The organism is Enteractinococcus fodinae, assembly GCF_031458395.1.
Lineage (GTDB): Bacteria > Actinomycetota > Actinomycetes > Actinomycetales > Micrococcaceae > Yaniella > Yaniella fodinae.
Genome location: NZ_JAVDYJ010000001.1, coordinates 2,002,899 through 2,014,811 on the forward strand (window position 1 = coordinate 2,002,899; position 11,913 = coordinate 2,014,811).

The window sequence follows — 11,913 nt, forward strand, 5'->3', positions numbered from 1 at the left end:
GCTCCACGATGGAAGGGTATTTGTGACTCAAGTTTGGCTCATCCGGAACGATACACTCAGTCAGGAACTCGAAGAAGGCGGTTTCATCTCCATCGGGTGGGATGGGACCGGGGACCTCGACCGAAGATCATTAGAAATTGAAGATCTCATCGCTGACCTAGGTCGGTTAAACCCCGAGAGCTCCTTGGGCACTCTACGGGCCTGGGCCTATACCTTGTTGCGGTTTCGCGACGGCATCGCTGAAGATGACATCGTCGTGGGACCGTATAGCGAAAGCAGATATCTACGGATCGGCTACGTGACGGGTCCGTACTATTACGAAGCTGGGGCTCAAACTCATCGCCATCGCATCCCGGTGAAGTGGACTGTTAGCGACTTCCCAAAGGACGCATTACCATCTAACGTCCAAAATGGGCTACGAAATATCTCCACTCTCTCACGCATACGACAAGAACCCGAGTTATTTCAAGAACTTGCCCACGACCAGGCTAAGCTCGATGAGCTCCAACAAGCCGGTCAAGAAAGCGCAGAGCAACATCGTGCTCGAAATATCTGGCTGGTCGGCTCAATGATAAATAATGAGGACAAAACTGCAGATTTCGTAAATAGCGGCTACTGGGCCCTTAGTGACGGAGTACCTGGCCGGGCGCAGGAAATGGTCCCCGGCGATCGAATCGCTATCAAAGCTACCACCACGAAGAAAAGGGATTTACCGTTCGAAAACTACGGCCTGCCGGTGTCGACAATGATCATCAAGGCACGGGGCATGGTGCAGGCGGTTGAATCAGACCGCATCATTGTGGATTGGGATCACGCTTTCCGAGAGCGTGTTTGGTACTTTTTCACCCATCGACATGCCATATGGCGACTGAACCAGGATCATCACTGGGCGCCGCACCTTGAGCGTTTCATCTTTGACGACGAGCCTCAAGATTATGAAGCCTTCCTCAATTCCGAGTTCTGGCGGCGCTACAGAGACGAGGGAGCGAAGCGTGCTCGCGAGGACAAGGTCCGCCACCCCTCTTATCGCAAAGCAAACCCCACCGCAGACCCGGTATACGACGCGGCACAGGCTTGGAAGAATGCTGTCATTGAAGGGCAGTCCCTATTTTCCGGCGAATCGTTGGACTATAAAGAAGCCACTACCGGCTTTATCGAGTATTTCGTTAACCGACCGGATGCCGGCGAGGGAACATTCCTGGGCAAACTCCAGACACAGTTAGCGCCAGCTCCTACCTCAACGGTTCAACTGGCGGCCGAGCTCATGTTTATCTACACGCTGCCGCTACAACCAGGCAGCATGAAGCAAACAACCAAGATTTCCCACGTGAACACCATCCTTGGCTGGCGGGACGATAGCTCGCCGATGCCAGATGCCTTGGAAACGAGCCTGCGAGCGGGCATCATTCGAGTCGGTACCGCCTTTCACACATTTCGTTGGGCGATATTCCAATACTTAGTACATCTCATGCATGAGCTCGCCTCCCAGTCATTTGACGAACGCGACCATGCACTCAATGACTGGGAGGCCTTCCAGGAACTGCTCGACGGCATACATGTTCAGGGAGCCCAGTCGATGCGACTGATCCTGGAACATCTTTTCTTCCCGGATCGAGCTCTACTGAATGCCAGCACGGCTGATCGCCAGCGTATGAGTATTGCTTTTAGTGAGTTTCTTGAAAAAGACGGCGACGTCAATGACCTCATCCAGTTCCTAGAGCCAAACATTCAGTACGGTGACAGGTACGAGGTCAATGTATATGCTGCGCCCTACCGATCCCAATGGCTCGGGATAGGAGACGGCCTTACTACATGGTCCGCTTGGGCGTCGCTCATCTTGGAGGAATCCGAGCTACTGACGGATGAGGAGCCAGCTACACAGGCTCAAGAACTTACCCCGGATAATCTTCCAAGAATCACTGCGCCACTCGAGGAACTTCACAGCGACGCGTCGAAGGCACTGCTCGACTGGTTCCAAGCTGATCACAATCGGGGCCTCAAAGCACTGGCTGAATTACGTGACACAGAGACTAGCGCAGCGATAGATCACCTTCACCAGCAGACCGGTTTCGATGGACCGAGCTCAGAATTTCTCGAAGCAGCCACCGGACTCCTCAGCCAAATCGATGAGACGGTGCCGAAGTATTATCGGGCCTCCGTCCGTCCCCTCCTCATGGAGCTGTGTTCGCTCACCATCAGCCCAGAGGCTTCACCGGGTGAACTCTTCATGTCACTTCGGGAAGCCATGGAATCACTCCGGTCGGGATTGTTCTACCGCGACGGAATCGAATTGAATGTGCCGGTACTGGCCGCGCTCGCGCAACAGGTGATTTCTTTAGACCTGGGTGCTACCGATTGGGACCAAGCCACCCGAGCAGCATTTGCTGACTGGCGCGCTGGATTGCCAAGTGTCTCTCCGGATGAACTCGCCACGGAGCCCCAGTCCCTAAACGATACTGAGCCGACTCCCCCACGAGAAGCTCGGACCAAGACGATCCCTGCCACTCTCGATGCGCTTGCTCAGCGGCTGACGTTTGTCACCGATGAGAGTAACGAATGGTTGCGTGTCACCCAGTCATTACTATGGCAAAAACGCCAGATCATCTTCCAGGGACCTCCGGGAACCGGTAAAACATTTCTTGCACGCCAACTCGCCGAGTTCCTGACACAGGACCCTGCACGAGTCACACTGGTGCAGTTCCATCCCGCGACCACCTACGAAGATTTCGTGCAAGGGCTCCGGCCCGAAACAGGAACATCTGGCGCATTCGCACTCCGCAACGGTCCGCTGCTTGAAGCCGCAAAACGAGCCGAGCAGGAGCCACATGCCACTCACGTGATGATCATTGATGAGATCAACCGCGCCAACCTTCCCGCGGTCTTTGGTGAGTTGTATTTCCTCCTGGAGTATAGAAACGAAGAGGTCACCCTGAATTACGGGGACAGATTCAAACTTCCCGAGAACTTACTGCTCATCGGTACGATGAATACAGCTGATCGGTCCATTGCAGCCATCGACTCCGCTCTTCGGCGCCGGTTTTTCATCCGGGATCTGCGCCCGGAAGAAGTGCCCATGAACGATGTGCTCGATCAACATCTGGACCAATACGCTCCTGATCTCAAATGGATGGTCAAGCTCCTGGAGCGCGCCAACGAACTGATCGGCGATCAGGACCAAAGCATTGGGCCCAGCCATTTCCTGTTGGGCGACGATCTCACTGAAGAAACAGCACGTCAGGCATGGAAGTTCACCGTCATGCCGACTCTTCGTGAGCACTTCTACGGGCAATCAGGGCGATTAGACGAGCTCACATTCGACCAGTTGAGAGCTTATGCACTCACCGGTGGTGTCGATGCTGCAGCTGACTGAGCACAGCCGCAGCGAACCTGTAGCGCTCACTGTCGTCCAGCGAGAAAAGCTGCGTGAATGGTTTCAGGCAGCTTTCGTGCCGGCCGATAACGGTCTGCTTCATGTGATCCCCGGTTCGCGGGTAGGTGGCGCAGTAATCGACGGATTGAAGGTCTCTGTCGCGCCCAAACTCCCGATTCATCGCTTGCTCACGTTGATATCGGAAATAGCCGATCCCTACGGTTGGCTCGAAGCAGAGGCAGCCACTACGACAAGACAGGATTTGGACGACGCTGTTGTTGCGCTCTTCATTCAGTCTTGCCATCGCACCTTCGAACGCGGAATGCACCGTGCCTACCGGCGCGAACGGCAACGACTGAACGTGATCCGCGGAAAGCTCCTCGTCCCGCAAACGCTGAGACAGGTTGGGCCCGTCCCGGTAACGGTCGAAACGGATGTGTTTGACGATGACACACCCGAAAACCAGGTGCTCGCAGCCGCTCTGCGACAAGTGCGAGCCACTCCCAGCCTGTCGGATCACACCCGACAACAAGCCCACCACGTCTTGCGGGATGTCCGGCACGTCGCGCCATTGCGCGACCCACTAGCCACCGCCAAGAATATTGTGTGGACCCGGCACAACCAGTGGTATCAGCAGGCCATTTCACTAGCAATGCTGCTGTTATCGTTTGGACGAGTAAGCGCCGAGCTCGGCGAGGAGACGCTCCCGGGATTCGTCATCGACATGCCAAAAGTGATCGAACAATGGGTCCGGGTAACGCTACGACGTGCCTGGGGTGTCGACGAAGCGGAGATGCAGGATAGCTGGAAAGGTGCCCTCTGGCTTGATGAGGCTCGCCGGGTGGAATTACAACCGGATCTGGCTATCCGGCGCAACGGAGCCTGGTCCTTCGTGGGAGACGTCAAGTACAAAATCCTTGGATCCAGTTCAAGACGAGGCTCTGGACCAGATCGCAACGACATCTACCAAATGCTCGCCTACCTCACTGCAACAGGGCTCTCAGAGGGGACTTTGATCTATGCGGGTGTGGACGGTATAGATCAAAAGATCACAGTCCCCGAAGCAGACAAGACCGTTCACCTCGTGACTGTGAACCTCGGGGCATACGAGGCCCGAAACCTACTCATCGGAAAGCTCGGCGCTCAATCCCCAAATGGATAAAAGTTCCTAGACTAAGTCTCTAACAGTTCGAGACAGTCGAGGAAGCACGTCTTACTATGACCGGCTAGTTCAGCTCATGACCTTTTGAGAAGCCTCAACATAAGAATCGAGTAGCGCTCGCTGCTGATCTGGGATACGCGCCGGCCGGTTATCGGCACCCACATAGATATAGACCACGCGAGATTCGGCAGCCACCTCGTCGTTTTGACGGGCTACCTCATGAAGTACAAACGAGCTATTGCCAATCCGTTCTACGGAAACTGTGATCACGACGTCAGGTTTGAGCAGCAATTCACGGTGAAAAGTAACCGTATATTCCTTGATCATCAACGGCACTGTGGTGCAGCTGGGCATAGTCCGAAATTCGTCAAGTAAAGGCTGACGTGCTTGTTGGAACCATGCCGGAAGCACGGTGTTGTGAACGTGGCCTGCGGGGCCCATATCGTCAATTCGTGGTTTGACCGTTGAAGTTAGCATAATTCCTCGTTGAACTCTGCGGGCCTAACGGAGCCTGCAGAGGATGGTAGTCATAGGTCTCCGAACAAACGGTGCCTCCGATGGGACTCGAACCCATAACACAGCGATTTTAAGTCGCTTGCCTCTACCTATTGGGCCACGGAGGCTGGAACATTTAGAGTTTAGCGCATTTAGTAGGCATGAGCATACTTTGCGAACTCTTGTTCCAGGAAGCGTCACGGTCCGCCAGTTCTCCTAGCGGACCGTGACGTTCTAAGAGCTGATCTTAGGCGTCTGCGGAGGCTTTTCTATCCATGCGGTTTGGCAGTCGCTCTACGCCCGCTGCTTCACGGAATGCATTGTGTGGGGTTTCAAGTTCTTTCAGCTGGGTGGTGTCTTTACCCCAGATGAGTTCGTTTACCCAACCACCAAATACGCGTGCGCTGCGCTCCCAAGTTGGCATGGCGTAGTTGTGATAGGCACGGTGTGCGAACCATGCTGCGACACCCGACAGTTCGATACCCAATGGGTTACCGACACCTTTACCGACACCCATTCCGGCTACTGCACCCAGCGACTTGTGGTAGTACTCTTCGACTGCACCTTCACCGAAGCGCACTGCCATGAGGTTATCGGCTAGGCGTTCTGCCTGACGACCTGCGTGCTGAGCGTTTGGTACACAGAAGCCACCTGGACCGTCACCGGTCAGGTCTGGGACAGCTGCAACGTCGCCAGCGGCCCATGCGCCTTCAAGGACCCCACCCTCACCATCAGAAATCTGCAGGGTTGGGGTGACTTCGATGCGTCCGCGGTCTTCAACTGGGAAGTCCGTTGATTTGGCAACCTTGTTGGCGGCCACGCCTGCGGTCCACACGAGAGTGTCGGCGTAGAAGGAACCGGCATCGGACTGATCTGACATATTGACCAGTTTCAGGTGGTTATCGACCGCTGAGCCCAGTGAAGTATTCAGCAGAACTTCGATGCCGCGTGCACGGAATGCTTCGACAACCTCGAGGGCCTGTTCTTCGCTGACTTCTGGCATGATGCGACCCATGGCCTCAATCAGCACGATGCGAGCATCGGACTGTGCCAGTCGTGGGTTCTTGGAGATCGCGGTGCGAACCAGATCTTCGATTTCGCCGATGAGTTCTGCACCGGCGAAGCCACCACCAACTACTACGAAGGTCAGTGCGCGGCGACGTTCATCTGCATCGGTCATCAGGGCTGCCGATTCGATGCGCTCCAGGATCTGGTTGCGAATCGTGACCGCTTCTTCGATGCGCTTCAGACCGATAGCTGCTTCGCCGAGTCCGTCGATTGGGAAGGTACGGGAGTCTGCACCGGCGGTCATGACGATGTCTTGGTATGGCAGTTCGAAGGTATTGCCTTCTGGGCCTTCGACGGTTGCCGTCTTTTCGGCGTGGTTGACTTCAACGATCTTGCCTTGCACAACTTCTGACTGGCGCAGGTGTGTGCGCAGATCCACTAGTGCGTGGCGTGCTTCGATCGAGCCGCCGACTACTTCTGGCAGGAACGGCTGGTAGGTCAGATAGGAGTTTGGTTCGACAACGGTGACGATGCCGCCACGGTCGCGAATCTTTTTCTGTAGGCGCTTGGCCACTTTGAATCCGGCGTAGCCACCGCCCACGACAAGTACGCGTGGTTTTGGAGATAGATGAGGAGTAATAGCCATGTGCCCTACCTTAGTTGCCTTGAGCCGACTTTGTGAAGTTTTTACCAAAGTCACGAGGATTGGCGAGTTTTCGCCTGTTTTCGGAGCAAAATCAGTGCCGTAATGACCGCTGCAAGGAGCAGTATCCCGGCGGTAATCACCACGATGGGCTGCAACACATCAGGTTGTTTTTCTAATTGCGCAGCCTGCGGTATCTCTGTTGGGTAGTCGATCGATCCGGCGACTTCGCGACCTTCATCATCGGTTTGGACTTCTTGAAGTTCGCCGCGACGATGCAAGGTAATCCAGTCGGCGATCGAGCCCATCGGGTTCGCACTGACCGGTGGAATATCGGCGGCGACCGCTGCAGCCGCATCCACGATGCCACGGCCGTACAGATGATCTTGGCCTGCCTCTCCGGAATTCTGTGCGGTTTCTAGAATCTGATTGATCACCTGAGGGGCCGGCATGGAGGGGTCATCTGCTCGGATGAGTGCCGCGAGTCCAGAGACCAGCGGCGCTGCTCCAGAGGTGCCCGACCAGTGGGTGTAACTGTCATCCGGGGTCGCCCCGATGAGCGGGTTTGCCGGTGCGGCCACACCAATGGTGATGCCTTGGGTAGAGGCATCCCAGGAGGCGTTGCCGTCTTGATCCAGACCAGCCACGGTCAGCACACCCGGGATGGTTGCCGGTGCGCCGACAATCTCCGATCCGGAGGCACGGTTACCGGCAGCTACTACCACAACCACGTCGTTTTGTTCGGCGTGCAGGAAGGCGTCATCCCAGGACTCGGGCCAGTCTTGTGCCGAGGAAGCTAGTGAGATGTTGATGACATCGGCGCCCTGGTTGACCAGCCAGTGGATGCCATCGGCGATTTGTTCATCGACCGAGGGGACCTCTGGTGCGGAATCATCCAGCAGCACCGATACTGACAGGATCTCTGCTTTGGGCGCGGTACCGAGGATGCCGTCGGTCCCGAACTCGTCGATCGGCTCGGGTTCGACTTCTTCCTCGGATTCCTCTTCCTCGTATTCAGACTCTTCATCATCCGAGTCCTCATCGGCGTCTTCGTCGTCCTCGTCTTCTTCTTGCTCGGGTGGGTCACCGTGGCCGTGCCCGGCGATTAGGGATGCGACCATGGTGCCGTGGTTCGGGTCGGGTCCCATGGGTGTGGTGCCATCTGCGTTGCCGGTGCCGGAAGCATCATAGCCGCCAGCAATCTGACCCTCGAGGTCTTGATGGGAGCCATCAACGCCGGTGTCGATGACACCGACGGTCACACCCTCCCCCATGCTGGTTTCCCAGGCTTCGGTGAAGCCATAGTCTTCCAGCCAGTACTGTTCATCGCGCCAGCTATCAGCGGCAGCGGGGGTGGCGAGCAGGATGGTGAGGGCAATGCCGGCGAATCCGGCCACTACCTTTTTGTACATTGTTACCTCAGTAGGGACAGTGCGATGCCGTCCAAGATGTCTTTCTCACTGGTGATGGCAGTGCTGACCGCGCCATCGGTTGCGGTGCGAATGTGTTCAAGGATTTGGGCCCAAATGATCGCGCCAGCGCCGATGACATCGGCCCGGCCTTCGTGCATGTAACCCAGTTCGAGACGCTCGGCCTTAGTCTGGCCGATCAAGTTCGTGGCCGCAGTGAGGATGTCATCAACGCTCAACTCTGTGCCATGGATGGCTTCCGAATCGTAAGCGGGCAGGCCAAGTGCCGCCGCAGTAATGGTCGTGATCGTCCCGGCAACCCCGACCACCGCGTCGATGGAGTTGAAGTCGAATGCTTCTGGATCAAGCTCGTCGAGGTAGGTGGCCAGATCGTCTTGTGCCGCACGGATCTGAGTCTCGGTCGGAGGGTCGCTGAGCTGGTGGCGTTCTTGGAAGCGCACGCAGCCAACATCCATTGAGGTCTGAGCCTGGATGGTCGATTCGCCGGATTCGGGATCGATCGTGCCGATGACAATTTCGGTCGATCCCCCACCAACATCGACAACAGCGACGCGCACCGGGCGGTCCCAGCGGGAGGTATCCAGCGCCGAAGCTGCACCGGCGAAGGTCAGTTCTGCTTCGACATCACCCGAGACAACCTCAGGGGTGACGTGGAGTCGCTGCCGGATGCCGGAGACAAACGCATCGCGGTTGGAGACATCACGGGAAGCCGAGGTGGCAATGAATCTGGTGGGGTGGGCCCCGTGGCGGGTGATTTCCCGGGCGTAGTCGTGTACGGCCGCAAAGGTCCGTTCCAGGGCTGCCGGTGCGAACTCCCCGGTTTTATCGACCCCTTCACCGAGGCGGACGATACGCATATCACGGTGGAGTTCTTCAACGCCGTTTTCGCCAAGTTGGGCAATGAGCAACCTGACCGAGTTGGTTCCGGCGTCAATGGCGGCCACCGGTCCGGCACCCGGGTCGGCGTACTGAATCGGATTGGTGCGGCCTTGACGGCGCAGGCGGCGGGTGTGGCGTGACAGGTCTTTTTGTGGTGGATCCCCTGCGGTATCCCAGGCACCTTCACAACGGCACACGGTTGGGTCGAAGTCATGGCGCATCAGTTCTAGGGCTTCATCCCCCAGTGGGTTGGCGCCGGGGCCTTCAGCTAGGGAATGGCCGACCAGCACGTGGATGCATTTGACGCGCTCGGGCATACCACCTGCGGTCACCCCGGAAATTTCTGGGACCGGGCCGACACCGGAGATCTCACCGATGCGAGCTCTGGCGCTGAGGTAATTCTCATGGGCTTGCCTGTAAGCTGCGGCGAGTGTTTCGTCGTCATTCAAACGCTGCGTCATGTCTTCCATGACCCCGGCGTTTTCTAACCGGGATGCGGCCGCGGTAGCGTGCGGGTGGGTGAGGTAAAACGTGGTGGGAAACGGGATCCCGTTGCTCAATCTGGGTGCGGTGGTGGCCACCAGGGGGCTACCGCAAACACAGCGGGCCCCGATTTCAACGACATCGCGCACGGGTCGTCCGAGTTGCCGCGAGAGTGTATCGAGGTCTTGAGCGGTTGGTTCTTTGGTCACGTGCTTCCTATTCCTGACCGGAGTGTAGTACTGAGCCCCACAGGCGATCTGCCCAGCCCATTTCGATGTCTTCATCGACGGTGGCGACGTTAGGTTCTGGTTCGGTGGGTGCTTCTTCGTCGCCGATCACCAGGTATTTTCGTTCACCGGGCATCACCATGTTAAACCGTTCCCGAGCCTGCTGCTGCACAAAGGCCGGATCTTCCCAGCGTTCCAACTGCGTTTGCAGTTCTTGTTCGCGCTGTTGTTCTTGCGCTAGCTGCTGGCGGGCCTGGGTGATATCGGCTTGTTGCTCAAGTAGTAACTGCAGTGGTTGTGCCATGATCAGCGCTGCGATAAATAACACCGCTAGCAGCGCGACGGTGCGACCAGAAAATTGGCGGGCCGGTTGCGGGTCGTTTTCAAAGCTGGTGGCGCGTTCGGCGCGCTCCCAGATATCCCGATCGATCCGCTTAGATTTCGGCTCTTTTGGGTTCTTTTGTGCTTTCTTCGCGGTCTCGAGGAGTCGCTCTCGCATTTTTGAGCGCGGCGCTGGTGCAACGTCTTCTTCTGCCGGGTCGGGCTCTTCGGCCTGATGCTTGGCAGCTTGGGATTTTCGGGTGCTTTGACGCGAGATTTTGGTGACGGGTGCCGGGTCATCGAGGATGATCGCGTCGTCGTCCTCGTGTTCCGCTTCAACGGGGGCAGTATCGGGCTGAACGCTTTTGGGCATACGGGGTTTCTTCGGCACCGTGGTGTCACCTCCCGGGTGGCTAGCTCTTGGTCTGTCTAGTGTACTGGCCGGACAGCTGTCATGGGCCATCGCCAACACGGTAGAGCTGCGAATTGTCAGATAATCCCCAGGTTTACACGTTTTCTCTTGACACGTAAACACCGCGGCCGAACTCGGCCGCGGTGTTAGTTCGCGTGGCCTTAGCGTGCCAGGCGTGGGAAGGCTGCCGCGCCAGCGTAGCGGGCGCTGTCGTGCAGTTCTTCTTCAATGCGCAGCAACTGGTTGTACTTAGCAACCCGGTCGGATCGTGCTGGTGCACCCGTCTTGATCTGACCGGCGTTGGTGGCCACCGCCAGGTCGGCGATGAAGGTGTCTTCGGTTTCACCCGAGCGGTGCGAGATGACACACGCAAAGGTGTTGGTCTGTGCCAGGCGAATGGTTTCGAAGGTTTCGGTGATGGTACCGATCTGGTTGACCTTAACCAGTACCGAGTTGCCGGCTTGTTCTTCGATACCGCGCTGCAGACGCTCAACGTTGGTCACGTACAGGTCATCGCCGACCAGCTGGACGGTATCACCAAGACGAGCGGTTAGGTCGGTCCAGCCGGCCCAGTCCTGTTCATCCAGGGGATCTTCGATCGAGATGATTGGGAAATCTGCCACCAGTTGAGCGTAGTAGTCAATCATGGCGGCAGCGTCGCGCTGTTCGCCTTCAAACGTGTAGGAGCCGTCGTTGTAGAATTCGGAAGACGCAACATCCAGACCCAGTGCGATTTGGTCGCCTACGGTGTAGCCGGCTTTTTCGATGGCTTCCACGATGACTTCCAGCGCCTGGCGGTTGGATTCTAGATCCGGCGCGAAACCGCCTTCGTCGCCCAGTCCGGTGCCCAGGCCTTTTTCTTGCAGGACGGCTTTAAGGTTGTGGTAAACCTCGGTCCCCCAGCGCAGCGCTTCGGCGAACGTCGAGGCACCAATTGGCAAGACCATGAATTCTTGAATGTCGACGTTGGTGTCGGCGTGAGCGCCACCGTTGAGAATATTCATCATTGGAACCGGCAGGATGTGCGCGTTGGACCCGCCTAGGTACTTGAACAGGGGCTGATCCGAGGAGGCTGCCCCGGCGTTGGCCACGGCCATGGAGACACCCAAAATGGCGTTGGCGCCGAGTTTGGATTTGTTCTCGGTGCCGTCGAGGTCCAGCAGCATCTGATCAACATCACGCTGGGAGGTTGCATCGACGCCGTAAAGTACATCCGCGATTTCCTCGTTGACGGCATCGATCGCGCCGGTCACGCCTTTGCCCAGGTAGCGGTCTTTGTCGCCATCGCGGCGTTCGACTGCTTCGAATTCTCCGGTTGAGGCACCCGATGGGACGGCTGCGCGTCCCAGTGAGCCATCAGTTAGCAGCACTTCAACTTCAACGGTTGGGTTGCCGCGAGAGTCCAAAATTTCACGAGCATGAATGGCGTCGATAAATGCCATGAGTGCAATCTCCTTGGAAGAATGTATGGTCACCGGTGAGG

The 11,913-nt window shown here is 57.1% G+C and carries 8 protein-coding genes and 1 tRNA gene; 2 read left to right on the forward strand and 7 right to left on the reverse strand.

Annotated features, from left to right (window positions below):
- The first annotated feature begins 22 nt into the window (after positions 1–22).
- On the forward strand, positions 23–3,370 hold the full coding sequence (locus J2S62_RS09305) for an AAA family ATPase (protein ID WP_310173993.1): 3,348 nt from the start codon (positions 23–25) through the stop codon (positions 3,368–3,370).
- A complete protein-coding gene (locus tag J2S62_RS09310) occupies positions 3,354–4,532 on the forward strand; it encodes an McrC family protein (protein WP_310173995.1) in 1,179 nt (392 codons plus the stop codon). Before J2S62_RS09305 ends, J2S62_RS09310 begins: the two co-directional genes overlap by 17 nt.
- A 69-nt stretch (positions 4,533–4,601) precedes the next feature.
- On the opposite strand, the gene J2S62_RS09315 is transcribed toward J2S62_RS09310, so the two are convergent.
- From J2S62_RS09315 to eno, 7 genes are all read right to left on the reverse strand, one after another.
- Positions 4,602–5,009, reverse strand: coding sequence for an acyl-CoA thioesterase (locus J2S62_RS09315; protein ID WP_310173997.1), 408 nt, complete (start codon positions 5,007–5,009; stop codon positions 4,602–4,604).
- 72 nt (positions 5,010–5,081) lie between these two features.
- Positions 5,082–5,155: transfer RNA gene (locus tag J2S62_RS09320), tRNA-Leu, on the reverse strand.
- 119 nt (positions 5,156–5,274) lie between these two features.
- On the reverse strand, positions 5,275–6,681 hold the full coding sequence (locus J2S62_RS09325; protein ID WP_310173999.1) for an NAD(P)/FAD-dependent oxidoreductase: 1,407 nt from the start codon (positions 6,679–6,681) through the stop codon (positions 5,275–5,277).
- Between the two features lie 50 nt (positions 6,682–6,731).
- Positions 6,732–8,090, reverse strand: a complete 1,359-nt coding sequence (locus J2S62_RS09330; RefSeq protein ID WP_310174000.1) for a S8 family peptidase — start codon at positions 8,088–8,090, stop codon at positions 6,732–6,734.
- Between the two features lie 2 nt (positions 8,091–8,092).
- On the reverse strand, positions 8,093–9,679 hold the full coding sequence (locus J2S62_RS09335; RefSeq protein WP_310174003.1) for a DUF501 domain-containing protein: 1,587 nt from the start codon (positions 9,677–9,679) through the stop codon (positions 8,093–8,095).
- Between the two features lie 7 nt (positions 9,680–9,686).
- On the reverse strand, positions 9,687–10,391 hold the full coding sequence (locus J2S62_RS09340; protein ID WP_310174005.1) for a septum formation initiator family protein: 705 nt from the start codon (positions 10,389–10,391) through the stop codon (positions 9,687–9,689).
- 200 nt (positions 10,392–10,591) lie between these two features.
- Entirely contained in the window at positions 10,592–11,872 is a 1,281-nt protein-coding gene (gene eno / locus J2S62_RS09345; RefSeq protein WP_310174007.1) for a phosphopyruvate hydratase, read from the reverse strand.
- Between the last annotated feature and the right edge of the window lie 41 nt (positions 11,873–11,913).

Bases quoted from the DNA above. Each gene is read 5' to 3' on its own strand.
- J2S62_RS09340 (WP_310174005.1), bottom strand. From the start codon at position 10,391: ATGCCCAAAAGCGTTCAGCCCGATACTGCCCCCGTTGAAGCGGAACAC.
- J2S62_RS09315 (WP_310173997.1), bottom strand. From the start codon at position 5,009: ATGCTAACTTCAACGGTCAAACCACGAATTGACGATATGGGCCCCGCA.
- J2S62_RS09310 (WP_310173995.1), top strand. From the start codon at position 3,354: ATGCTGCAGCTGACTGAGCACAGCCGCAGCGAACCTGTAGCGCTCACT.
- J2S62_RS09330 (WP_310174000.1), bottom strand. From the start codon at position 8,090: ATGTACAAAAAGGTAGTGGCCGGATTCGCCGGCATTGCCCTCACCATC.
- J2S62_RS09325 (WP_310173999.1), bottom strand. From the start codon at position 6,681: ATGGCTATTACTCCTCATCTATCTCCAAAACCACGCGTACTTGTCGTG.
- eno (WP_310174007.1), bottom strand. From the start codon at position 11,872: ATGGCATTTATCGACGCCATTCATGCTCGTGAAATTTTGGACTCTCGC.